Genomic DNA, 24,694 nt, shown 5'->3' with positions numbered 1-24,694 from the left:
ACGCCCGGTTACATTCCGAACCCGGAAGCTAAGCCTTTCAGCGCCGATGGTACTGCAGGGGGGACCCTGTGGGAGAGTAGGACGCCGCCGAACAACCCGCCCTTTTAGCTCAGTCGGTAGAGCGTCTCCATGGTAAGGAGAAGGTCAACGGTTCGATTCCGTTAAAGGGCTCTGACTTGAAAAAGGCCCCCGCCTCATGGCGGGGGCCTTTTTTGCGTTCTGGTCTGACCTGCGGCGCGACAGCCCATGAGGTCGTGCGGGAGGGCACGGCCGCTGCCTGGGTGCACGGGCGGGAGGACGGGGCAGCCGCTCTTTACCGGCGTCCCGCTCGCCCGGAAGGGGAAGGGCTCAGGAACCCTCGCGCTGCTGGGGGACCCGGAAGGCGAGGATCGCCATGTCGTCCGAGGCCGGTTCGGCGGCGAAGCGCTCGACCGCGCGCAGGACCCGGGAGGCAACGGCGCCCGCCGTGAGGCCGGTGCAGGTGGTGAGGACCTCGGCGAGGCCGTCGTCACCGAGCATCCGGGTGCCCTCACGGCGTTCGGTGACGCCGTCCGTGACGCAGAGCAGGACGTCACCCGGTTCCAGCGTCAGGGTCTGCTCGTAGAGATCGAGGTCGTCGATCACGCCGAGCAGCGGCTGCGGCTCCGCCGCCGCGGTGACCTCGCCGTCCGGGCGCAGGCGCAGCGGCAGGGGGTGGCCCGCGCAGACGACCTTCATCAGGGCGCCGCCGTCGGGCTGGGGGTGGAGTTCCCCGTAGAGGAGGGTGAGGAAGCGGCTCCGTGCGCCCTCGTCGAGGATGGCCGCGTTGAGCCGCTCCAGCACCGCGGGCCCGCCGAGGCCTTCGCGGGCCAGGAGGCGCAGGGCGTGGCGGGCGAGGCCGGTCACCGCCGCCGCCTCGGGGCCCGTACCGCAGACGTCTCCGATGGCGAAGCCGTACGCGCCGTCGCGGATCGGGAAGACGTCGTAGAAGTCGCCGCCCACCTCGTTGCCCTCGCCGGCGGCGCGGTAGATCACCTCGACCTCCATGCCGGGGATGGCAGGGGAGCCGGGCGGCAGCAGGCTGCGCTGGAGGGAACGGCTGATGGCGGTGCGCTCGGAGTAGAGGCGGGCGTTGTCGAGGGCGAGGGCGGCCCTGCGGGAGAGGTCGTCGGCGAGTTCGAGGATCTCCTGGCGGAAGTGCTCCCCGGTGGGCTTGCCGAGGGTCAGCATGCCGATCACCCGGTTGCGGGCGAGGAGCGGCAGGACGACGGTCTCTCCGCCGACGGCGGCGGTCGCCGCAGGCCAGGGGCGGGCACCGGCCTCACGGACCGGCTCGGGCGGGCTGACGCGGGAGAGCAGCGCCTTCAGGCCGTCGATGCGCTCCTCGTCCTCGTGCAGGACGTAGGCGAGGTACGGGTCCGAGGCCGGATCGGCGATGGTGTAGACGGCGCACCAGGTGGCGAGCGTCGGGACGGTCATCTGGGCCATGAGGGCCAGGGTCTGGTCCCGGTCGAGGGTGCCGGCGAGCAGGTCGGAGGCCTCGACGAGGAAGGAGAGCGAGCCGCGGCGCAGCCGTTCCAGCTCGCCGAGGCGGGCGGACTCGACGGCGAGGGCGATGCGGTCGGCGGCGAATTGGAGGCGCAGGGCCTCTTCGTTGGTGTACCGGCCGGGGCCCTCCGCCGCGACGCCGAGGGAGCCGGTGAGGCGGCCCTCGACCTTGAGGGGGACGGTGACGACGGAGCGCATGCCGGTGGACTCCAGCAGCGGTACGGCTCCGGGCACCACGGCGAGGTCGTCGTGGACGGCGGGCAGGCGGGCCGAGCCGTAGCGGCTCGTGCCGGCCTCGACGGGGACGCGGGCGAAGCGCTGGCGGGTGGAGGGCAGGCCCGTGGTGGCGCGCACCTCGAGCTCGGTCTCGTCGTCCGTGGCCAGCAGCAGGAAGGCGGCGTCGGCGTCGAGCATGTCACGGGCCCGTTCGACGGTGCGCTGGAGCAGTCCGTCGAGGTCGTCGGGGGCCGGGGAGCCGATGAAGACCTCGAAGGGGTCGGCGGGGCGGGGGTCGCCGTGCTGGCCGTCGGAGGAGGGGACGCGTACGGGGGTCTGGAGCAGGGCGCGCTCGTCGTCGTGCACGAGGAGGCAGACGATGGAGGGCTCGCCGTGGGCGTCGCGGACCCGCAGGTGGGAGGCGTAGACGGGGATGACACGGCCGTCGGCGCCGCGGATGCCGTAGCTGCCCTCCCAGCGGGACAGGCGCAGGGCCTCGGCGACGCCGGTGCCGGTGCCGGGGGTCTGGGGCCAGGCGGCGATCTCGGCGAGGGGACGGCCGACGGCCTTCTCGGCGGGGTAGCCGAAGATGTGCTCGGCGTCCTCGTTCCAGGCGGAGATGGCGTCGGTGGCGTCGATCTGGAGCACGGCGACGCGGACCCGGCTGTCGGTCAGGGGCAGGAACTGGTCCGGTACGACGGGGCCCGCGGAGCGGGTACCGACCGGCCGGTCCGGGAGGTCGAGGCGGAACCACACGTGTTTGTGGGTGGCGGTGTACTCGACGCCCCAGCGGGTGGCCAGGGCGGCGCACAGCATCAGCCCGCGGCCGCTCTCGCGGTCGGGATCGGCGTACGGGCGCTCGCCGGGGTGCCGCAGCGGCAGCTCGCGCTCGGGGTAGCGGTCGCCGACCTCGACGCGTACGCCGCCCTCGGCGCGCAGGCACAGGACCTCGGCCCTGGTTCCGGCGTGGACCACGGCATTGGTCACGAGCTCGCTGGTCAGCACGACCGCGTCGTCGACGATGTCCGCGAAGCCCCAGCCCTGCAGGGTGTCGCGCACGAACGCGCGGGCGGCGGCGACCGACCGCCCTTGAGGGTCGAAACTGGCAGCCGCCCGTGCCGTGATCACAAGTCTCCTTCGACGCGGTGGGACATCGGATGCCAGGTTACTTACCTTCGCGGGTGCCAGGAGCCGTCGTACGGGATTCCACCCGGAGGGTGCGGCGGGTGTGCGATGGTGCCGAAGTGTTATCGCCGGGTTCGGCCAGGGTGAAACACTGGGCAGGCTTGGAGAGCCGGCTCTTGGACGGTCGGCGTCCGGTGGAACAGCGGTCGACCCTTTCGGGAGGGACACGGTGGAGTCTGGCGCAGCGGTGCGGCGTACGGGAACGCGCCCCAAGGGGGGACGGGCCCGGCGGAACGGGACGACGGAAGTCGATACCGCCGCTCTGAACCGCCTGCTCACGGCCCTGGTGTCGATGCGGGACGGGAATTTCCGCAAGCGGCTGACGGTGTCCGGCGAGGGCGTGATGGCGGAGATCGCCGCCGTCTACAACGAGGTCGCCGACCGCAATCTGCACTTGACCGGGGAGCTGTCCCGGGTCCGGCGGACGGTGGGCCGCGAGGGCAAGCTGAGCGAGCGGCTGGAGACGGGGGCCTGCGAGGGCTCCTGGGCGGCCGCGATCGACGCGTCGAACCAGCTGGTGGACGATCTGGCCCGGCCGGTGTCCGAAGTGGGCCGGGTGCTGTCGGCGGTGGCCGAGGGTGACCTGGACCAGCGGATGGACCTGCGGACGCAGACGTCGGACGGGGTGGGGCATCCGCTGCGCGGAGAGTTCCTGAAGGTCGGGCGTACGGTCAACAACCTGGTCGACCAGCTGTCGGCGTTCACCGACGAGGTGACGCGGGTGGCGCTGGAGGTCGGTACGGAGGGCAAGCTGGGCGGTCAGGCCCAGGTGCGGGGGATGTCCGGTTCCTGGAAGGACCTGACCGACTCCGTCAACACGATGGCGTACCGGCTCACCGCGCAGGTGCGTGACATCGCCCTCGTGACGACGGCGGTCGCCAAGGGCGATTTGTCGCGCAAGGTCACGGTGCACGTGGCCGGCGAGATGCTCCAGCTGAAGAACACCGTGAACACCATGGTGGACCAGCTGTCCTCGTTCTCCTCCGAGGTGACGCGGGTCGCCCGGGAGGTGGGTACGGAGGGCGAGCTGGGCGGCCAGGCGAAGGTGCCCGGGGTCGCCGGCGTGTGGAAGGACCTGACGGACTCCGTCAACACGATGGCGGGGAACCTGACCGCGCAGGTGCGGGGGATCGCGCAGGTGACGACGGCCGTCGCGAACGGCGACCTGTCGCAGAAGGTGCGGGTCAGCGCGCGCGGCGAGGTCGCGCAGCTGGCCGAAACGATCAATCAGATGACGGAGACCCTGCGGACCTTCGCGGACGAGGTCACGCGCGTGGCCAGTGAGGTCGGCGCGAAGGGCCTCCTCGGCGGGCAGGCGCAGGTGCCGGGGGCGGCCGGCACGTGGAAGGACCTCACCGACTCGGTGAACACGGTCTTCCGCAACCTCACCACGCAGGTGCGGGACATCGCCCAGGTGACGACCGCCGTGGCCAACGGCGACCTGTCGCAGAAGGTCACGGTCGACGTGGCCGGGGAGATGCTGGAGTTGAAGAACACCGTCAACACGATGGTGGACCAGCTCCAGTCGTTCGGTGCCGAAGTGACGCGCGTGGCCCGAGAGGTCGGCGTCGAGGGTGAGCTGGGCGGGCAGGCGCAGGTGCCGGGCGCGGCCGGGACCTGGAAGGACCTCACCGACTCGGTGAACACCGCCTTCCGCAACCTCACCGGACAGGTGCGCAACATCGCCCAGGTGACCACGGCGGTCGCCAACGGCGACCTGTCCCAGAAGGTCACGGTGGACGTCTCGGGCGAGATGCTCCAGCTGAAGAACACCGTGAACACGATGGTGGACCAGCTGTCCTCCTTCGCCGACCAGGTCACGCGGATGGCGCGGGACGTGGGCACGGAGGGCAGGCTCGGCGGCCAGGCCCGGGTCGAGGGGGTCTCCGGCACCTGGAAGGAGCTCACCGACTCGGTCAACTTCATGGCCGGGAACCTGACCTCGCAGGTGCGCCAGATCGCCCAGGTGACGACGGCGGTGGCGCGCGGCGACCTGTCGCAGAAGATCGACGTGGACGCCCGGGGCGAGATCCTGGAGCTGAAGAACACCATCAACACGATGGTCGACCAGCTCTCCGCCTTCGCGGAGCAGGTGACCCGGGTGGCCCGGGACGTGGGTACGGAGGGGCGCCTGGGCGGCCAGGCGCAGGTGCCCGGCGTGGCCGGGGTGTGGCGTGACCTGACGGACTCCGTCAACGGCATGGCCGGGAACCTGACCTCGCAGGTCCGCAACATCGCGCAGGTCGCGACGGCGGTGGCGCGCGGCGACCTGTCACAGAAGATCGACGTGGACGCCCGGGGCGAGATCCTGGAGCTGAAGAACACCCTGAACACGATGGTCGACCAGCTGTCGAACTTCGCCGAGCAGGTGACGCGGGTGGCCCGCGAGGTGGGCACCGAGGGCATCCTGGGCGGTCAGGCCGAGGTCAAGGGCGTCTCGGGCACCTGGAAGGACCTCACCCAGTCCGTCAACTTCATGGCGAACAACCTGACCTCGCAGGTGCGCAACATCGCCGAGGTGACCACCGCCGTCGCCATGGGCGACCTCTCCAAGAAGATCACGGTCGACGCCAAGGGCGAGATCCTGGAGCTGGTCACCACGGTCAACACGATGGTGGACCAGCTGTCGTCGTTCGCGGAGCAGGTGACGCGGGTGGCGCGCGAGGTGGGTACCGAGGGCATCCTCGGCGGCCAGGCGCGGGTGCGCGGCGTCACCGGCATCTGGAAGGACCTCAGCGACAACGTCAACACCATGGCCGGGAACCTGACGGCGCAGGTGCGCGGGATCGCGCAGGTGTCGGCGGCCGTCGCCAACGGCGATCTGACCAAGAAGGTCACCGTCGAGGCGCGCGGCGAGGTCGCGCAGCTCGCGGACACCGTCAACACGATGGTGAAGACCCTGTCCTCCTTCGCGGACGAGGTCACGCGGGTGGCGCGTGAGGTGGGTACGGAGGGCCGCCTGGGCGGCCAGGCGCACGTCCCCGGGGTCTCCGGGACGTGGAAGGACCTCACCGACTCGGTGAACTTCATGGCGTCCAACCTCACCGGGCAGGTGCGGCAGATCGCCATGGTCACGACCGCCATCGCCAAGGGCGACATGACCAAGAAGATCGACATCGATGCCCGGGGGGAGATCCTGGAGCTGAAGACGACCATCAACACGATGGTCGACCAGCTGTCCTCCTTCGCCGACCAGGTGACGCGGGTGGCGCGCGAGGTGGGTACCGAGGGCATCCTCGGCGGCCAGGCGCGGGTGCGGGACGTGGACGGCACCTGGCGGGACCTCACCGAGTCCGTGAACGAGATGGCCGGCAACCTCACCCGGCAGGTGCGCGCGATCGCGGCCGTGGCCACCGCGGTCACCCGGGGCGACCTGAGCCTGAAGGTCGACGTGGACGCGGCGGGCGAGATCCAGGTGCTCCAGGACAACATCAACACGATGATCGTGAACCTGCGCGACACCACCCTGGCCAACAAGGAGCAGGACTGGCTCAAGGGCAATCTCGCCCGGATCTCGGCCCTGATGCAGGGCCGCCGGGACCTGGACGACGTGGCCTCGCTGATCATGAGCGAGCTGACTCCGGTGGTCTCCGCGCAGCACGGGGCGTTCTTCCTCGCCGTACCGGCGGGCGGGACCAGCGAGATCGGGACGGACGGCGGCGCGGAGGGCTCGTACGAGCTGCGGATGCGCGGGAGTTACGCGTACGCGGGCGCCCAGATGCCCATCTCCTTCCGTCCGGGCGAGGGACTGATCGGCACGGTCGCCGAGGAGAAGCGGACGATCCTCGTCGAGAACACCCCGCCCGGCTACCTGAAGATCTCCTCGGGGCTGGGCGAGGCGCCGCCGGCGCACGTGATCGTGCTGCCGGTGCTGTTCGAGGGGAAGGTGCTCGGCGTCATCGAGCTGGCGTCGTTCACGGGGTTCACGCAGATCCAGAAGGACTTCCTGAGCCAGATCGCCGAGATGATCGGTACGAGCGTCAACACCATCTCCGTGAACTCCAAGACGGAGATGCTGCTCAAGCAGTCGCAGGAGATGACCGAGCAGCTGCGCGAGCGCTCCGACGAACTGGAGAACCGGCAGAAGGCCCTCCAGGCCGCCAACGCGGAACTGGAGGAGAAGGCCGAGCTGCTGGCCCAGCAGAACCGGGACATCGAGGTGAAGAACACCGAGATCGAGGAGGCCCGGCAGGTGCTGGAGGAGCGGGCCGAGCAGCTGGCGGTCTCGATGCGGTACAAGAGCGAGTTCCTCGCGAACATGTCGCACGAGCTGCGCACCCCGCTCAACTCGCTGCTGATCCTGGCGAAGCTGCTCGCCGACAACGCGGACGAGAACCTCTCGCCGAAGCAGGTGGAGTTCGCGGAGACCATCCACGGCGCGGGCTCGGACCTGCTCCAGCTGATCAACGACATCCTCGACCTGTCGAAGGTCGAGGCGGGGAAGATGGACGTCTCGCCGACGCGGATCGCGCTGGTCCAGCTCGTGGACTACGTGGAGGCCACGTTCCGGCCGCTGACCGCGGAGAAGGGACTGGACTTCTCGGTACGGGTCTCCCCGGAGCTGCCCGCGACGCTGCACACCGACGAGCAGCGGCTGCTCCAGGTGTTGCGCAACCTGCTGTCGAACGCGGTGAAGTTCACCGACAACGGGGCGGTGGAGCTGGTGATCCGGCCCGCCGGGTCGGACGTGCCGACGGCCATCCGGGAGCAGCTGCTGGAGGCGGGGTCGCTGCGCGACGCGGACGCCGACCTGATCGCCTTCTCCGTGACCGACACGGGGATCGGGATCGCGGCGAGCAAGATGCTGGTGATCTTCGAGGCGTTCAAGCAGGCCGACGGCACCACCAGCCGCAAGTACGGCGGTACGGGCCTGGGGCTGTCGATCAGCCGGGAGATCGCCCGGCTGCTGGGCGGGGAGATCCACGCGGCCAGCGAGCCCGGGCGGGGGTCGACCTTCACGCTGTACCTGCCGCTGCACCCGAGCGAGCTGCCGCCGCAGGGGTACGCCCCGCCGACGCCCGGCGGGGCGCGCGGGGAGTACCGCAGGGCGGCGGAGGAGGAGCCGTTCGCCGCGCAGCCGCTGCCGGCGGCTCTGCCGGCGCCGCTGGGCGCGGCTCAGCCGCAGCAGGCGCTGCCGGTGGCGGAGGCGGCCGCTCCGGGTTCGTCGGCGCTGTTCCGGCGCAGGCGCAAGCCGCTGACGGGCCCGGCGCCGCGCACCGAGGTGCCGGGGCAGCCCGAGGGTGCCGCCTGGGACGTGGAGGAGCCGCTGCCGGTGGCGCCCCGTACGTACGACTTCCACGGTGAGCGGGTGCTGATCGTGGACGACGACGTGCGGAACGTCTTCGCGCTGACGAGCGTGCTGGAGCAGCACGGGCTGGCGGTGCTGTACGCGGAGAACGGCCGGGAGGGCATCGAGGTCCTGGAGCAGCACGACGACGTGGCGGTGGTGCTGATGGACATCATGATGCCGGAGATGGACGGGTACGCGACGACCTCGGCGATCCGGCGGATGCCGCAGTTCGCGGGGCTGCCGATCATCGCGCTGACGGCCAAGGCGATGAAGGGGGACCGGGAGAAGGCCATCGACTCCGGGGCTTCCGACTACGTCACGAAGCCGGTCGAGCCCGACTACCTGCTGACGGTCATGGAACAGCACATGCGCGGAAACTGATCGGAGTGCGGGGCGCGGGGGGAGGCCGGGAGGGGAACCTTTGGGCCTCTCCTCACGTTTCCGCTACGTGCACAGTGACATCTTGGTGACAGGGTGTGGCGATCTCGGGACTGGGGCTACGATGACCGGCACAAGGACGGACGGCGCAAGGATGCCGTCCTCTGGGGCGGGGCCCGGCGCGCACGCCGGCGCCAGGAGCCGGGGAGGCCCCATGCCGGGGCGAGGAGGACAGGGCATGGTGCAGAAGGCCAAGATCCTCCTGGTCGACGACCGGCCGGAGAATCTGCTGGCGCTGGAGGCCATCCTCTCCGCGCTCGATCAGACACTGGTCCGGGCGTCGTCGGGGGAGGAAGCGCTCAAAGCGCTGCTGACGGACGATTTCGCGGTCATCCTGCTGGATGTCCAGATGCCGGGCATGGACGGGTTCGAAACGGCCGCGCACATCAAGCGGCGCGAACGGACCCGGGACATCCCGATCATCTTCCTCACCGCGATCAACCACGGTCCGCACCACACCTTCCGCGGTTACGCGGCGGGGGCGGTGGACTACATCTCCAAGCCGTTCGACCCGTGGGTGCTGCGCGCCAAGGTGTCCGTGTTCGTGGAGCTCTACACCAAGAACTGCCAGCTGCGGGAGCAGGCGGCCCTGCTCCGTCTCCAGCTGGAGGGCGGCGGCACGAACGGCGACGGCGGCAGGGAGACGGCCGGGCTGCTGGCCGAGCTCTCCGCGCGGCTGGCGGCGGTCGAGGAACAGGCCGAGGCGCTGACCAAGCAGCTCGGCGAGGATTCGGCGGACGCCGGGGTGGTGGCGACGGCCGCCCACCTGGAGCGGAAGCTGACCGGGCTGCGGCGGGCGCTGGACGCGCTGGAGCCCGGAGCCAGTGGCGGAGCGGCGGTCCTGCCCGCGCAGGGCTGAGGCGCCGGGCCGCCCGCCGCCGCCCCGCCGCCCGGTGGTGAAACGGCCCGCCGGAAAGCCCCGCTGGGTGTCCGTCAGTTCTGTCGCGGAGTCAGAGCGCCCGCGGGCGGGGCGACACGAACGGGTGAAGGGGTGGGCACGCGTGTCCACCGGCGTGCGCCCGGGTAACCTCGGGCCCATGGCCTCACGTACGTCCGGCAAGGGTTCCCAGAGCACGGCGGGCACCGCGAAGGGCCGCACCGGCCGTACGACGGAGCCGGCCAAGAAGGCGGCCCCGCGTAAGCCCCCCGCGAAGAAGGCCGCCGCGGCCAGGCGTCCCCCGGCGAAGAAGGCCGCCGCCAAGCCGGCGCCGACGCCGACCGGGGGAGTGGTGCGGCTGGTCCGCTGGTGCTGGCTCGCGGTCGCGCACGCGGTCGGCGGGCTCTTCCGCGGGCTCGGCCGGGGGGCCAGGAACCTGGATCCGGCCCACCGCAAGGACGGGGTGGCGCTGCTGCTGCTCGCCCTCGCGCTGATCGTCGCCGCCGGAACCTGGTCGAGTCCGAGCGGGCCCGTCGGTGACCTGGTCACGATGCTGGTCACCGGAGCCTTCGGGCGGCTGGACCTGCTGGTGCCGATCCTGCTGGGGGTCATGGCGGTACGCCTCATCCGCCACCCCGAGCAGACCGACGCCAACGGGCGCATCGGGATCGGCCTGTCCGCCCTCGTCATCGGCGTCCTCGGGCTGGTCCACATCGCCTGCGGGGCGCCCGGCCGGGACGAGGGCACCACCGCCATGCAGAACGCGGGCGGGCTGATCGGCTGGGGTGCCTCCAAGCCGCTGATCTTCACCATGGGGGCGCCGCTGGCCGTGCCCATGCTGGTGCTGCTGACGGTCTTCGGGCTGCTGGTGGTCACCGCCACCCCCGTCGCCGCGATCCCGCAGCGGCTGCGCCGCCTGGGGATCCGGCTGGGGGTCGTCCAGCCCAACGAGTACGACGAGGGGTACGGGGAGCACGAGGCCGCCGGGCGGCCCGACCGGCAGGACCGCCATGACCCGGGACAGTGGCAGGCCCGCGCCGGCGGCACCGGTGGCGGGGTGGACGAGGCCGAGGAAGCGGCCCTGGCGCGGCGGCGCCGGCCCCGGCGGAGCGCCGCGCGGCCGGGCGAGCGGGAGCCGGACGCCGTCGACGTGGCCGCGGCGGCCGCGGCCGCGCTCGACGGGGTGGTCTACGGAGGGCTGCCGCCGAACCCGCTGGTCGCCGATCTCACCCAGGGCATCGCCGCCCGGGGGGAGGGGGCGGAGGTCACCGCTCCGGTGCCGCCCGCCCGGGAGGAGCGGCCCGTCCCCGCTTCCGCTCCCGCCGCGGCTGCGGCTGCGGCTCCGGCGGACGACTCCGACTCGCCGCACGAGCGCACCGCGGCGGCGTCCGGGACGCTGGCGGTGCCGGACCTGACGAAGACGCCGCCGGCGGCCCAGCCGCTGCCGCCGCGCGCCGAACAGCTCCAGCTGCGCGGGGACATCACGTACGCGCTGCCCTCGCTGGACCTGCTGGAGAAGGGCGGGCCCGGCAAGACCCGCAGCGCCGCCAACGACACGGTGGTGGCCGCGCTGACGAACGTGTTCACCGAGTTCAAGGTGGACGCGCAGGTGACCGGCTTCACCCGGGGCCCGACGGTCACGCGCTACGAGGTGACGCTCGGCGCCGCGGTGAAGGTCGAGCGGATCACGGCGCTGGCGAAGAACATCGCCTACGCCGTGGCCTCCCCGGACGTACGGATCATCAGCCCGATCCCGGGCAAGTCGGCCGTGGGCATCGAGATCCCGAACACCGACCGCGAGATGGTCAACCTGGGCGACGTCCTGCGGCTCGCGGACGCCGCGGAGGACGACCACCCCATGCTGGTCGCGCTCGGCAAGGACGTCGAGGGCGGCTACGTGATGGCCAACCTCGCGAAGATGCCGCACGTGCTGGTCGCGGGCGCCACCGGCTCCGGCAAGTCCTCCTGCATCAACTGCCTGATCACCTCGATCATGGTGCGGGCCACCCCGGAGGACGTCCGGATGGTCCTGGTCGACCCGAAGCGGGTGGAGCTGACGGCGTACGAGGGCATCCCGCACCTGATCACGCCGATCATCACCAACCCCAAGCGGGCCGCGGAGGCCCTCCAGTGGGTCGTGCGCGAGATGGACCTGCGCTACGACGACCTGGCCGCCTTCGGCTACCGGCACATCGACGACTTCAACCAGGCCATCCGGGACGGCAAGATCAAGCTGCCGCCGGGCAGCGAGCGGGAGCTCAGCCCCTACCCGTACCTGCTGGTGATCGTCGACGAGCTCGCGGACCTGATGATGGTGGCCCCGCGCGACGTAGAGGACTCGATCGTCCGCATCACCCAGCTGGCCCGTGCGGCGGGCATCCACCTGGTGCTCGCCACCCAGCGGCCCTCGGTGGACGTGGTGACCGGTCTGATCAAGGCGAACGTGCCCTCGCGGCTGGCCTTCGCGACCTCCTCCCTCGCGGACAGCCGGGTCATCCTGGACCAGCCCGGCGCGGAGAAGCTGATCGGCAAGGGTGACGGACTGTTCCTGCCGATGGGCGCGAACAAGCCGGTCCGCCTCCAGGGCGCCTTCGTCACCGAGGACGAGATCGCCGGGATCGTCCAGCACTGCAAGGACCAGATGGCGCCCGTCTTCCGGGACGACGTCACGGTGGGGCAGAAGCAGAAGAAGGAGATCGACGAGGAGATCGGCGACGACCTGGACCTGCTGTGCCAGGCGGCGGAGCTGGTGGTCTCCACCCAGTTCGGCTCCACCTCGATGCTCCAGCGCAAGCTGCGGGTGGGCTTCGCCAAGGCGGGGCGGCTCATGGACCTGATGGAGTCCCGGGGGGTCGTCGGGCCGAGCGAGGGTTCCAAGGCGCGCGACGTGCTGGTCAAGCCCGACGAGCTCGACGGGGTGCTCGCCGTCATCCGCGGCGAGGAGGCCCCGTAGGACACCGGGAGTCGCAGGGGGCTTCCCGAGCCCCCCGGGGACCCCGCTGTCGGGGGGCTCGTGGGCGGTCCGGTAGAACGGGGGTCCGGCCGTCTCACCCGACCGAATGGGATCGTGGCCGTATCGTCACCGGATCCGACGGCAACCGTTTCCCCTGGGCGTGCGTCAAGTTGAGGGAGGCACAGGCGGCCGGTTTCCGTCGCCATTCGGATGGCGTAGGAAGGGGCCCCTCCGGTTGCCCCACCCTTTCGTCACCCCCCTAGACTGGACATCCAGCAGGTGGCTACACGCTCGAAAGGCGCCCTTGTGTCCATCGGCAAATCCAACTCCCCCGAAGAAGAGCGGACTTCGGCCGACGTCCGGTCCGAGGACCGGTCCGAGGACCGCATCGTCGAGCGCTCCGTCGAAGAGCCGTCCATCGGGACGGCCCTGAAGAAGGCCCGGATCGCCGCCGGGCTCACCGTCGACGAGGTCAGTTCCACCACCCGCGTGCGCATCCCGATCGTGCACGCGATCGAGGAGGACGACTTCACGCGGTGCGGCGGCGACGTGTACGCCCGCGGCCACATCCGTACGCTCGCCCGCGCCGTCCACCTCGATCCGGTACCCCTGGTCGACAGGTACGACGCGGCCCACGGCGGCCGGCCGGCACCCACCCCCGCCGCGCCCATGTTCGAAGCCGAGCGGATCCGCCCCGAGCGGCAGCGGCCCAACTGGACCGCCGCCATGGTCGCCGCCATCGTCGCGGTCATCGGCTTCGTGGGCTTCACCGCCTTCGGCGGCGGCGACGAGTCGGCCAAGCGGCCGCTGGCGGAAGGTTCCGCCTCCCCGAAGCCCGCGCCCAAGCAGTCCGCGGGCAAGCAGCCGGCCGCCCCGACCCCCCAGGCCACCACGCCCAAGCCGGAGGACAGCGCCATCGCCGTCGCTCCGAAGGGCGTCGTCACCGTCGTCCTGACGGCCGACGTCGGCGAGAGCTGGATCTCCGCGAAGGACAGCACCGGCCGGCTCCTCTTCGACGGCACCCTCACGCAGGGCGAGTCGAAGACCTTCACGGACAAGGAGTCCGTCGACCTCGTCCTCGGTGACGCCGGAGCCGTCAAGCTGTTCGTGAACGGCAAGGAGATCAAGGAGAGGTTCGAGTCGGGTCAGGTCGAACGTCTCACCTACACCAAGGACGATCCGCGCCAGGGGCAGGCCCAGGCGGGCTGACCAGCACGGAAGGCGAAATTCCAGATCCCCGGGATCCCGCGCGGCGGCCGCCGCCGGCCCCGGGGATCTTGTCGTGGGGGGACGTGGGCGGGGGTCGGCGCCGGGACGAAGTAGTCTTGAGTCCATGCCCGAACGCCGTACCGTCGCCCTTGTCACTCTTGGCTGCGCCCGTAACGAGGTGGACTCGGAGGAGCTCGCAGGCCGCTTGGCGGCGGATGGCTGGGAGCTCGTCGAGGACGCCGCCGACGCGGACGTAGCCGTCGTCAACACCTGCGGCTTCGTCGAAGCCGCCAAGAAGGACTCCGTAGACGCCCTGCTGGAAGCCAACGATCTCAAGGATCACGGCAAGACCCAGGCCGTCGTCGCCGTCGGCTGCATGGCCGAGCGCTACGGCAAGGAACTCGCCGAAGCGCTTCCCGAGGCCGACGGAGTCCTCGGCTTCGACGACTACGCCGACATCTCCAACCGTCTCCAGACCATCCTCAGCGGTGGCAGCGTCGAGGCGCACACCCCGCGCGACCGGCGCCAGCTGCTGCCGATCAGCCCGGCCGAGCGCCAGAGCGCCGACGTGGCGCTGCCCGGCCACGCGCAGGCGGCCCCCGAGGAGCCCGCGCCGGCCCCCGCCGACCTGCCGGACGGGCTCGCGCCCGCCTCCGGGCCGCGCGCGCCGCTGCGCCGCCGCCTGGACAAGAGCCCGGTCGCCTCCGTGAAGCTCGCCTCCGGCTGTGACCGCCGCTGTTCCTTCTGCGCCATTCCGTCCTTCCGCGGCTCCTTCATCTCGCGCCGCCCCAGCGATGTGCTGGGCGAGACGCGCTGGCTCGCGGAGCAGGGCGTCAAGGAGATCATGCTGGTCTCCGAGAACAACACCTCGTACGGCAAGGACCTGGGCGACATCCGCCTGCTGGAGACCCTGCTGCCCGAGCTGGCCGCCGTCGACGGCATCGAGCGCGTCCGCGTCAGCTACCTCCAGCCCGCCGAGATGCGGCCCGGACTGATCGACGTCCTCACCTCGACCCCCAAGGTCGTGCCGTACTTCGACCTGTCCTTCCAGCACTCGGCCCCCGACGTGCTGCGCGCCATGCGCCGCTTCGGCGACACCGACCGCTTCCTGGAGCTGCTGGACACCATCCGTTCCAAGGCCCCGCAGGCCGGCGTGCGGTCCAACTTCATCGTCGGCTTCCCCGGTGAGAAGGAGTCGGACTTCGCCGAGCTGGAGCGTTTCCTCACGCACGCGCGGCTCGACGCCATCGGCGTCTTCGGCTACTCCGACGAGGACGGCACCGAGGCCGCCGGCTACGACGGCAAGCTGGACGAGGACACCATCGCCGAGCGGCTCGCGCACATGCAGCGGCTCGCCGAGGAGCTGACCTCGCAGCGCGCGGAGGAGCGGATCGGCGAGACCCTCGAGGTGCTCGTGGAGACGGTCGTCCCGCTCGACGAGGCGGAGGACGGCGAGGGCGCCTACGGGCGTGCCGCGCACCAGGCCCCCGAGACCGACGGGCAGGTCGTCTTCACCGACGGCGCGGGCCTGGTCCCCGGGCGCATCGTCACCGCCAAGGTGGTCGGGACCCTGGGCGTCGACCTCGTCGCCGAGCCCCTGGGCGTGGAACTCGAGGAGGCGGCCGGATGACCGGAGTCCCGGCATCGGCGGCGGGCGGGACCGGCCGTCGGCCCACGCCCGGCACGAAGCTCGGGACTGCGGCCGTCAACCAGGCCAGCCTGTGGAACATCGCCAACATCCTGACGATGATCCGGCTCGTCCTCGTGCCGGGATTCGTCCTGCTGCTGCTCGCCGACGGGGGCTACGACCCCGTCTGGCGGGTGCTGGCCTGGGCGGCCTTCGCCGTCGCCATGATCACGGACATCTTCGACGGGCACCTGGCGAGGACGTACAACCTGGTCACGGACTTCGGGAAGATCGCCGACCCCATCGCCGACAAGGCGATCATGGGGTCGGCGCTCGTGTGTCTCTCGTGGCTGGGTGAGCTGCCCTGGTGGGTGACCGGGGTGATCCTCGGGCGCGAGCTCGGCATCACGCTCATGCGGTTCTGGGTGATCCGGTACGGGGTGATCCCGGCGAGCCGGGGCGGCAAGCTGAAGACCCTGGCCCAGGGCACGGCGGTGGGCATGTACGTCCTCGCGCTGACCGGGCCGCTCGCGACCCTGCGGTTCTGGGTGATGGCCGTCGCCGTGGTGCTGACCGTCGTCACCGGTTTGGATTACATCCGGCAGGCCGTGGTGCTGCGCCGGGCGGGTCTGGCGGCGGAGCGGACCGCGAAGTGACACACGGGGCGGGGGAGGCGCCGGAGGCCGCGGAACCGGCGGAAGGCGCCGGGGGAGCGGCGGCGGTGGCCGAAGACGTGCTGCGGCTGCTTGCGGAGAGTGACCAGACCCTGGCGGTCGCGGAGTCGCTGACCGGCGGGATGGTGGCTTCGGCGCTGACGGCGGTGCCGGGGGCCTCGCGCGCCTTCCGCGGCTCGGTGACGGCGTACGCCACGGAACTGAAGCACCGCGTCCTCGGGGTGGACGCGGAGCTGCTCGCGGCCGAAGGCGCGGTGAACGCGCAGGTCGCGGAGGAGATGGCCGCCGGAGTGCGGCGGGTGCTGGGTGCCTCGTGGGGGATCGCGACGACCGGAGTGGCCGGACCCGACCCCCAGGACGGGCAGCCGGTGGGCACCGTTTTCATCGCCGTGGCGGGCCCGGCGGGCAGGAAAACGGTCCGGCTGCGGTTGAACGGCTCCCGTGCGGAAATCCGTAGGGAGAGCGCACGGACAGTGCTCGAACTCCTCTCGAGCGAACTCCGCGAGAATCCGCGGGGGCAGGATACGGAACAGAACGGGGGGATTTGATGTTTGCAGCCCTGAGTGAACACGACATCGCTCCCCGCACGGCCGCGGCGCGAGGCGGTACGGTGGGGCGTGAAGGTTACGGCTACACGGTCAGAGGAGGGAGCCACCGATGATTCTGCTCCGTCGCCTGCTGGGTGACGTGCTGCGTCGGCAGCGCCAGCGCCAGGGCCGTACTCTGCGCGAAGTCTCCTCGTCCGCCCGAGTTTCGCTCGGCTATCTCTCCGAGGTGGAGCGGGGGCAGAAGGAGGCATCCTCCGAGCTGCTCTCCGCGATCTGCGACGCGCTGGACGTACGGATGTCCGAGCTGATGCGCGAAGTCAGTGACGAGCTGTCGCTGGCGGAGCTTGCGCAGTCGGCCGCCGCAAGCGAACCGGTGTCGGCACCGGTGCGCCCGATGCTCAATTCGGTCTCCGTGGCCTCGGTCACGGGCGGGCCGGAGCGGGTGACCATCAAGGCACCCGTGGAAGCGGTGAACGTCGTAGCCGCTTGAGCGTGCCGTTGGTACGTGTGCGTGGCGGGAGCCCCGGATGGTGCGTCGAGCACCGGCCGGGGCTCTTTGCCGTTCCGGGGGTGCGCGGGTCCCCGGAGCCCTTGGGAGTCCTTGCGGGGCTGCGGGCGGGCGTTCTGGGTGCGGGCGGGGGGAGGGTGCGGGAGGATGGGCCCGTCGGGGAACTGCCCCCTGGGAGGTGGCCGTGCGGCGGTTGCTGCGCATACCTGTCCCGGTGCTCCTCGCCCTGGTGGTGGCGGCGCTGTGGTGGTGGGCCGTACTGAGGCTCGCGCTGTCGCCGGCCGAGGCGGGCCCGGTGGAGGGCGCGATGGCGGTCGGGGGCTGGGGCCTGGGGCTGCTGCCGGTGCACTGCGTGCCCGCACCCGTGCGCGGGGCCGGCCGGGCGCGGTCCGGGGCGGGCGCTACCAGGGCATCGACACCCCGCCGTTCGGGCGCAGGATCTGGCCCGTCATGAAGGACGAGGCGTCGCAGGCGAGGTAGAGCACGGCCTGGGCGACGTCCTCCGGTTCCCCGACCCGGCGCAGCGGCGAGATGCGGGCCATGGCGGTCTCGGTCCGCCGCTGCGCCTCGGGGCCGTGGCGGCCGGTCATGGGGGTGCGGATCCAGCCCGGGGCGACGGCGTTGACGCGGATCCCGTGCGGGCCGCATTCGGTGGCCAGAGTCCGGGTCAGCTGCACCACGGCGGCCTTGGCGGCGCTGTAGCAGAGCAGGCCCGGCCGGGCGGCGTCCACGGCGCCGGAGGCCATGGTGACGACCGACCCGGGGCGGCCGGCGGAGATCATGGCGCGGACGGCCTCCTGGCAGGTGCGCAGCACTCCCTTGAAGTTGACGTCCAGGATCCGGTCGAGGTCCTCGTCGGTGGTCTCCAGGACGCTGCTGGTGTGCATGACCCCGGCGATGGCGGCGACGACGTCGAGCGGCCCGGCGGCGGCGACGGCGGTGCGCAGGGCGGCCCGGTCGGTCACGTCGAGGGGGTGGACGGTGGCGGCGCCCCCGTCCTCGGAGATCAGGGAGGCGGTCCCGGTGAGGCCCCGCTCGTCGCGGTCGGCGCAGTGGACGGCGGCTCCGGCCCGGGCGAGGAGGAGGGCGGTGGCGCGGCCTATGCCGCTGGCGGCTCCCGTGACGAGCGCGGTGCGGCCGGTGAGGTCGTACGGGTCGGTCGGTGTGGGCATGCCAGGACGGTACGAGCGTATCTGACGGACCGTCAACGGCCGGGGCGCTCCGGAACCGGTCCGCTCTGGCAGCCCGGGCACCAGTACGTGGGCCGGCCGTCCTGCGGGGCCTCGCGCACCGGGGTGCCGCAGCGCAGGCAGGGGCGGCGGGCGCGTCCGTAGACGAAGAGCTCCCGGCCGGGGCGGCGGATGCCGGTGGTGTTGCGGGAGCCTCCGTGGCCGGCGTTGGCCGCCAGGAGGCGCTGGGCGGCGGCCGCGATGCGGGGGAGGGTGGTTTCGGGGTCGGGGAGCGCGCCTACCGGGGTCCAGGGCGTGACCTGGGCCAGGAAGCAGAGCTCGCACTTGTAGATGTTGCCGATGCCCGCCAGGTTGCGCTGGTCGAGCAGGGCCTCGCCGAGGGGGCGGCCGGGGTCCGCGAGGAGGTTGGCGGCGGCCCGGGTTCGGTCCCAGTCGGGGCCGAGCAGGTCGGGGCCCAGGTGGCCCACGGCACGGGCCTCGTCGGCGGTGCGCAGCAGTTCCAGTACGGGGAGCCGGTAGCCGACCGCGGTGGCGTCGGCGGTGGCCAGTACGGCCCGGATCTCGAAGGCGGGTCCGCCGCGCCACTTCTCGCCGGGGCCGAAGAGGTTCCAGGTGCCGTCCATCCCGAGGTGGCTGTGGAGGGTGAGGCCGCCTTCGAGGCGGGCGAGGAGGTGCTTGCCCCGCGGGGTGACGCCGAGGGTGGTGCGCCCGGTGAGGTCGGCGGTGGCGAAGCGGGGCACGCGCAGGTCGGCGTGGGTGAGGGGCTTGCCCGCGAGGGCGGCGTGCAGACGGGCCGCCGCGCGGTGGACGCTGTCTCCTTCGGGCATGGGGCCATTGTCGGGCCTGGGAACGCGCGGAACCCCCCGGGCGGGGTCGCCGCGCGGGGGGTCCGGGCATCAGGAGGCGGGAGGGCCCGGTGGGCCGCCCGTCACTTCCAGGTGAGGCTCTTCTGCGGCGGGCTGCTCAGGTTGTTGTACGGGTTGCCCCAGTACTCGGCGCCGGAGACCTTGGCCGCGGCCGGCGCCAGGGCGATCACGCAGTTGGTCTGCGACTGGCCGTTGGTGAAGCCCTTCGGCAGCGAGTTGTCCTTGCACTTGTCGAACTTGCCGATGACCGAGACGCCCTGCGCCTCGCTGCCGTCGCCGAGCAGGCCCTTGATGTGGCCGACCGAGGAGTACGAGAGGTCCGTCGTGCCGGTGTTCTTGACCGTGTAGCGGATGTAGTAGGGCACCAGGCCCTTGGCCTTGTCGCCGAGCTTGAGCGGCTCCAGGTCGGCCGGGTCGCCCTGCTCGATCGAGGCGACGGTGAGGGCGAGCTGGCCGCCCTTGTTGCTGCCGTAGCTGAACGGCACGGTGGCCGTCTCGCCGATCTTGAAGGTCTGGCCGGACTTCGCCACGGCGCCGCCGCCGGAACCGCCCGGGGCCGGTGAAGCGCTCGCCGAGCCGTCGTAACCGGCCGCCGGGGAGCTGGGCGCCGCCGGGGCGCTCGGCTGGGCCGACGAGCCGGCGGACGGTGCGGCCGGAGCCGCCGGGATCTCCTCGTCGCCGTCCTGGCAGCCGGTCAGGACGAGGGCTCCGGCCACGGCGAGGCCGGCCGCGGCGAGGGTGCTTCTGCGCATGGTGTTGGTGCTCACTGTCTGGTCCCCCATGGATGCGCACCGCCGAGCGCGGTGCCTGTGAGCACCCTTGATAAGCCACGGATAAGCGGCTGGGCCAGCTCAGAGGCCCTTGCGGAGCGGCTGGCAGCCGTTTCGTGACATGCCCAAGACATACGTGTCCGGGCCGAGACCGGACCGCCGCCTCAGCTGCGCAGCCGCAGCCCCCTCGGGGTGGCGTGGAAACCGGCCGCCTCCAGGGCCGGGCCCAGCGGGGAGGTCAGCGCCGCCGCCGCGTTGATCCGCTCCACCGTCAGCGCCGGCAGGGTGCCCGCGCGCGAGCCCGCGACCAGCGCCTCCGTGGCCGCCGCCAGCCGCGGATCCCCGGGATCCGGCCACGCCAGCAGAGTCTTGCCGCCGCGCTCCAGGTACAGGGTCAGCTCGCCGTCGACCAGGACCACCAGGGACCCCGCCTTGCGGCCCGGCTTGTGCGTGGCGCCCGCCGGAGGCTCGGGCCACGGCAGGGCCGCCCCGTACGCGTTCGCCGGATCGGCGGCGGCCAGCACCACCGCCGCCAGCGGGGGAGGGTTCTTCTCGGCCGCGCGGAGCCGGTCCACCGCGCCGTCCATCGCGAACTGGGCCGCGCCCAGCCCCTCCACCACGTACCCCCGGCGGGCCTGGCCGCTGTCCTCGAACGCCGACAGCACCCGGTAGACCGCGCTGAAGCCGCCCTCGACGCCCTCCGCCGCCACGGCCCCCCGGGTCACCACCCCGTGCCGGTCCAGCAGCGTGCGCGCCAGGGCGTGGGCACGGTGGGTCGGGTCCGGGGCCGGCGCGGGCAGCAGGGACCAGCGGCCCGAGACCGTGGGCGGGCCCGTACGGGACACCGTGGCGCCCAGGCTGCCGTACCGGCCGCGCGGCACCGTACGCCGGGCCCGGTGCGCGGTCGCCCCCGCCGTGCGGCCCGAGCCCAGCAGGGAACGCAGGGGGGCCAGGGTGTCGTTCGTCAGCCGGCCCGACCAGGCCAGGTCCCAGAGCACCTCGGACAGCTCCAGGTCGGAGGCCTCCGGGTGGCGGGCGCGGACCGACTGGGTGATCTGGCGGAAGAACAGGCCGTACCCGCCCGAGAGGCTCTCCAGCACCGCCTGGTGCAGCGGCCCCAGCTCCAGCGGATGCGGCTCGGGGAGCAGCAGCGGAGCGGACTCCGCCAGGTACAGGGAGACCCAGCCGTCCTTGCCCGGCAGGGCCCCCGCACCCGCCCACACCACCTCCCCGGTGGTGGTCAGCTCGTCCAGCAGCGTCGGCGAATACCCCGCCACCCGCGAGGGCAGGACCAGCCGCTCCAGCGCCGAGGCCGGCACCGGTGCCCCCTGGAGCTGCTCCACGGCCCGGGCCAGGCCGTCGATCCCGCGCAGGGCCCCGCCCAGGTGCTGCCACTGGGGCAGGAACGTGGCCAGGGAGGCCGGCGGGACCGGCTCCAGCTCATGGCGCAGCGCGGCCAGCGAACGCCGCCGCAGCCTGCGCAGCACCGTCGCGTCGCACCACTCCTGGCCGATGCCCGCCGGATGGAACTCGCCCTGGACCACCCGGCCCGCCGCGGCGAGCCGGTGCAGGGCGCCCTCGGTCACCGCCGCGCCCAGGCCCAGCCGGGCGGCCACCGCGGCCGTGGTGAAGGGCCCGTGGGTGCGCGCGTACCGGGCCAGGAGATCGCCCAGCGGATCCTTGACGGGCTCGGTGAAGGCCTCCGGCACCCCGACCGGCAGGGCCGTGCCCAGCGCGTCCCGCAGCCGGCCCGCGTCCTCGATCGCCGCCCAGTGCTCCGCGCCGCCGATCCGCACCCGGATGGCCCGCCGGGCCGCCTCCAGCGCCCGTGGCCAGGCGGGCTCCGCCCCGCGCGCGGCCAGCTCGGCATCCGTCAGCGGGCCCAGCAGCCGCAGCAGGTCCGCCACCGACTCGGCGTCCTTGGCGCGCCGGTCCTCCGTCAGCCACTGGAGCTCCCGCTCCAGCTCCTCCAGGACCTCCGCGTCGAGCAGCTCCCGCAGCTCCGCCTGGCCCAGCAGCTCCGCCAGCAGCCGCGAGTCCAGCGAGAGCGCCGCCGCCCGCCGCTCGGCCAGCGGCGAGTCGCCCTCGTACAGGAACTGGGCGACGTAACCGAACAGGAGCGAGCGGGCGAACGGCGAGGGCTCGGGAGTGGTGACCTCGACCAGGCGGACCCGGCGGGCCTCGATGTCCCCCATCAGTTCGGCCAGGCCCGGTACGTCGAACACGTCCTGGAGGCATTCGCGTACGGCTTCCAGCACGATCGGGAAGGAGCCGAACTCCGAGGCCACCTGGAGCAGTTGGGAGGCGCGCTGGCGCTGCTGCCACAGCGGGGTGCGCTTGCCGGGACTGCGGCGGGGCAGCAGCAGGGCACGCGCCGCGCACTCGCGGAACCGGGAGGCGAACAGGGCCGAGCCGCCCACCTGTTCGGTGACGATCCCGGAGACCTCGGCCCGGTCGAAGGTGACGTCGGCCGCGCCCAGCGGGGCCTGTTCGTCATCGAACTCGAAGGGCGCCGGCCGGGCCGGGTCGTGGTCCAGCAGGTCCATGGAGAGCAGGTCGGCATCGGGCAGGCGCAGCACGATCCCGTCGTCGGCGTGCATCACTTGGGCGTCCATGCCGTACTTCTCCGCGAGGCGGGCACCCAGCGCCAGCGCCCACGGGGCGTGCACCTGGGCGCCGAAGGGGGAGTGGACGACGACCCGCCAGTCGCCGAGCTCGTCCCGGAACCGTTCCACCAGGATGGTCCGGTCGTCCGGCACGTGCCCGCAGGCCTCCCGCTGCTCCGCCAGGTACGCCAGCACATTGCCCGCGGCCCAGCCGTCCAGGCCGGCCGCCAGCAGCCGCAGCCGGGCGTCCTCGTCGGAGAGCGCGCCGAGCTCCCGCAGGAACGCGCCCACCGCACGCCCCAGTTCGAGGGGCCGGCCCAGCTGGTCGCCCTTCCAGAACGGCAGCCGGCCCGGCACCCCGGGGGCGGGCGTGACCAGGACCCGGTCGCGGGTGATGTCCTCGATCCGCCAGGAGGTGGTGCCCAGGGTGAACACGTCGCCCACGCGGGACTCGTAGACCATCTCCTCGTCCAGCTCGCCGACCCGGCCCCCGCCCTTCTTCGGGTCGGCGCCCGCGAGGAACACCCCGAACAGGCCCCGGTCCGGGATCGTGCCGCCGGAGGTCACCGCGAGGCGCTGCGCGCCGGGCCGGCCGGTGATCGTCCCCGCCACCCGGTCCCACACCACCCGGGGCCTCAGCTCCGCGAACGCGTCCGAGGGATAACGGCCCGCCAGCATGTCCAGCACCGACGTGAACGCCGACTCGGGCAGCGCCGCGAAGGGCGCCGCCCGCCGCACCAGCGCGAGCAGCTCGTCCAGCTGCCAGGTGTCCATCGCGGTCATCGCCACCAGCTGCTGGGCGAGCACGTCCAGCGGGTTGGAGGGGATCCGCAGCGACTCGATCGCCCCGGTCCGCATCCGCTCGGTCACCACGGCGGCCTGGACCAGGTCGCCCCGGTACTTCGGGAAGACCACACCGGTGGAGACCGCGCCCACCTGGTGCCCGGCGCGGCCCACGCGCTGGAGCCCCGACGCCACCGACGGCGGCGACTCCACCTGCACCACCAGGTCCACGGCGCCCATGTCGATGCCCAGCTCCAGGCTGGAGGTGGCCACCACGGCGGGCAGCCGCCCCGCCTTCAGGTCCTCCTCGACCAGCGCACGCTGCTCCTTGGACACCGAACCGTGGTGGGCGCGGGCCAGCAGCGGAGGGGCACCCAGGGCCGCACCCGACTGGGCCATGACCTCGGCCGGGGGCGGCGCACCCTCGGCGAGTGGCGTGCCCGTCGCGCGCTCGTGGGCGATCTCGTTGAGCCGGTTGCACAGGCGCTCCGCGAGACGGCGCGAGTTGGCGAACACGATCGTCGAGCGGTGGGCCTGCACCAGGTCCGCGATCCGCTCCTCCACATGGGGCCAGATCGACGGCTTGTCGCCGCCCTCCCGGCCCTCGGTCGCCGGGGAGCCCCCCAGCTCCCCCATGTCCTCGACCGGGACGACCACCGACAGGTCGAACTCCTTCGTGGACGGCGGCTGCACGATCTCCACCCTGCCCCGCGGCGCGAGGTAACGGGCCACCTCCTCCACGGGCCGGACCGTCGCCGACAGCCCGATCCGGCGGGCCGGACGGGGCAGCAGCTCGTCCAGCCGCTCCAGGGACAGCGCCAGGTGGGCGCCGCGCTTGGTCCCGGCGACCGCGTGCACCTCGTCCAGGATCACCGTCTCCACCCCCGCCAGCGCCTCCCGCGCCGCCGAGGTCAGCATCAGGAACAGCGACTCCGGAGTGGTGATCAGGATGTCCGGCGGCCGGGTCGCCAGCGCCCGTCGCTCGGCGGCCGGGGTGTCCCCCGAGCGGATCCCCACCCGGATGTCCGGCTCCGGCAGGCCGAGGCGGGCCGACTCCTGCCGGATCCCCGTCAGCGGGCTGCGCAGATTGCGCTCCACGTCGACCGCCAGGGCCTTCAGCGGGGACACGTACAGCACCCGGCAGCGCTTGCGCGCCTCGGCGGGAGGCGGCTGCGAGGCGAGCCGGTCCAGGGCGGCGAGGAAGGCGGCCAGGGTCTTGCCGGAACCGGTCGGCGCCACGACCAGGACGTCCGAACCCTCCCCGATGGCCCGCCACGCGCCCTCCTGGGCGGCCGTGGGCGTACGGAAGGCCCCCGTGAACCACGAGCGGGTCGCGGGGGAGAACGAGTCGAGCGCAGCGCCTGCCATGCCCCCATCGTGCACCCCGCCACTGACAGGGCGGCCGACCTGGGCAAACGCGCCGCCGG

Annotated in this window: 13 protein-coding genes, 1 tRNA gene and 1 rRNA gene; 10 read left to right on the top strand and 5 right to left on the bottom strand. The window is 72.6% G+C overall.

The genetic code is table 11. The features are described 5' to 3' along the window. Nucleotides 1-93: ribosomal RNA gene (gene rrf / locus ACZ51S_RS20130) — 5S ribosomal RNA — on the top strand; the annotation flags it as partial. A gap of 5 nt (nt 94-98) precedes the next feature. Next, nucleotides 99-171: transfer RNA gene (locus tag ACZ51S_RS20125), tRNA-Thr, on the top strand. A gap of 177 nt (nt 172-348) precedes the next feature. On the opposite strand, the gene ACZ51S_RS20120 is transcribed toward ACZ51S_RS20125, so the two are convergent. Continuing rightward, nucleotides 349-2,871, bottom strand: coding sequence for a SpoIIE family protein phosphatase (locus ACZ51S_RS20120; protein WP_468480177.1), 2,523 nt, complete (start codon nt 2,869-2,871; stop codon nt 349-351). A 226-nt stretch (nt 2,872-3,097) separates the two neighbouring features. Between ACZ51S_RS20120 and ACZ51S_RS20115 the strand changes: the two genes are divergently transcribed. The 8 genes from ACZ51S_RS20115 to ACZ51S_RS20080 all read left to right on the top strand — a co-directional run bounded on the left by ACZ51S_RS20115 (nt 3,098) and on the right by ACZ51S_RS20080 (nt 17,034). Further along, complete coding sequence (locus ACZ51S_RS20115) at nt 3,098-8,599, top strand: HAMP domain-containing protein (RefSeq protein WP_468802858.1); 5,502 nt, start codon at nt 3,098-3,100, stop codon at nt 8,597-8,599. 235 nt (nt 8,600-8,834) lie between these two features. Beyond that, entirely contained in the window at nt 8,835-9,515 is a 681-nt protein-coding gene (locus ACZ51S_RS20110; protein ID WP_125818620.1) for a response regulator, read from the top strand. A 178-nt stretch (nt 9,516-9,693) separates the two neighbouring features. Next, nucleotides 9,694-12,486, top strand: coding sequence for an FtsK/SpoIIIE family DNA translocase (locus tag ACZ51S_RS20105; RefSeq protein ID WP_468479722.1), 2,793 nt, complete (start codon nt 9,694-9,696; stop codon nt 12,484-12,486). A gap of 306 nt (nt 12,487-12,792) precedes the next feature. After that, nucleotides 12,793-13,695, top strand: a complete 903-nt coding sequence (locus ACZ51S_RS20100) for a helix-turn-helix domain-containing protein (protein WP_388938150.1) — start codon at nt 12,793-12,795, stop codon at nt 13,693-13,695. 124 nt (nt 13,696-13,819) lie between these two features. Further along, the gene (gene rimO / locus ACZ51S_RS20095) at nt 13,820-15,325 is read left to right on the top strand and encodes a 30S ribosomal protein S12 methylthiotransferase RimO (protein WP_468479723.1); all 1,506 of its coding nucleotides are present in this window, start codon (nt 13,820-13,822) and stop codon (nt 15,323-15,325) included. Beyond that, nucleotides 15,322-15,978: a CDP-diacylglycerol--glycerol-3-phosphate 3-phosphatidyltransferase gene (gene pgsA, locus ACZ51S_RS20090; RefSeq protein ID WP_388938153.1), complete on the top strand. Its 657-nt coding sequence runs from the start codon at nt 15,322-15,324 to the stop codon at nt 15,976-15,978. Before rimO ends, pgsA begins: the two co-directional genes overlap by 4 nt. Nucleotides 15,979-16,043: 65 nt before the next feature. Further along, nucleotides 16,044-16,544: a CinA family protein gene (locus tag ACZ51S_RS20085; protein WP_468479724.1), complete on the top strand. Its 501-nt coding sequence runs from the start codon at nt 16,044-16,046 to the stop codon at nt 16,542-16,544. Between the two features lie 109 nt (nt 16,545-16,653). Then, complete coding sequence (locus tag ACZ51S_RS20080; RefSeq protein WP_112451800.1) at nt 16,654-17,034, top strand: helix-turn-helix domain-containing protein; 381 nt, start codon at nt 16,654-16,656, stop codon at nt 17,032-17,034. Nucleotides 17,035-17,453: 419 nt separating this feature from the next. Here the strand turns inward: ACZ51S_RS20080 and ACZ51S_RS20075 are convergent, their stop codons facing one another. From ACZ51S_RS20075 to ACZ51S_RS20060, 4 genes are all read right to left on the bottom strand, one after another. Then, complete coding sequence (locus ACZ51S_RS20075) at nt 17,454-18,224, bottom strand: SDR family NAD(P)-dependent oxidoreductase (RefSeq protein ID WP_468802857.1); 771 nt, start codon at nt 18,222-18,224, stop codon at nt 17,454-17,456. Nucleotides 18,225-18,256: 32 nt separating this feature from the next. After that, nucleotides 18,257-19,069: an Fpg/Nei family DNA glycosylase gene (locus tag ACZ51S_RS20070; protein ID WP_468479725.1), complete on the bottom strand. Its 813-nt coding sequence runs from the start codon at nt 19,067-19,069 to the stop codon at nt 18,257-18,259. A 101-nt stretch (nt 19,070-19,170) separates the two neighbouring features. Continuing rightward, on the bottom strand, nt 19,171-19,875 hold the full coding sequence (locus ACZ51S_RS20065) for a hypothetical protein (protein WP_468961586.1): 705 nt from the start codon (nt 19,873-19,875) through the stop codon (nt 19,171-19,173). A 167-nt stretch (nt 19,876-20,042) separates the two neighbouring features. Further along, nucleotides 20,043-24,635: an ATP-dependent helicase gene (locus ACZ51S_RS20060; RefSeq protein WP_468961584.1), complete on the bottom strand. Its 4,593-nt coding sequence runs from the start codon at nt 24,633-24,635 to the stop codon at nt 20,043-20,045. Between the last annotated feature and the right edge of the window lie 59 nt (nt 24,636-24,694).

Source organism: Streptomyces sp. NPDC034043 (assembly GCF_055575675.1).
This window is presented reverse-complemented; position numbering and strand designations above follow the sequence as displayed.

Coding starts and splice junctions, on each gene's coding strand:
- ACZ51S_RS20110 (WP_125818620.1), top strand. CDS start 8,835: ATGGTGCAGAAGGCCAAGATCCTCCTGGTCGACGACCGGCCGGAGAAT.
- ACZ51S_RS20105 (WP_468479722.1), top strand. CDS start 9,694: ATGGCCTCACGTACGTCCGGCAAGGGTTCCCAGAGCACGGCGGGCACC.
- rimO (WP_468479723.1), top strand. CDS start 13,820: ATGCCCGAACGCCGTACCGTCGCCCTTGTCACTCTTGGCTGCGCCCGT.
- pgsA (WP_388938153.1), top strand. CDS start 15,322: ATGACCGGAGTCCCGGCATCGGCGGCGGGCGGGACCGGCCGTCGGCCC.
- ACZ51S_RS20080 (WP_112451800.1), top strand. CDS start 16,654: ATGATTCTGCTCCGTCGCCTGCTGGGTGACGTGCTGCGTCGGCAGCGC.
- ACZ51S_RS20075 (WP_468802857.1), bottom strand. CDS start 18,224: ATGCCCACACCGACCGACCCGTACGACCTCACCGGCCGCACCGCGCTC.
- ACZ51S_RS20070 (WP_468479725.1), bottom strand. CDS start 19,069: ATGCCCGAAGGAGACAGCGTCCACCGCGCGGCGGCCCGTCTGCACGCC.
- ACZ51S_RS20060 (WP_468961584.1), bottom strand. CDS start 24,635: ATGGCAGGCGCTGCGCTCGACTCGTTCTCCCCCGCGACCCGCTCGTGG.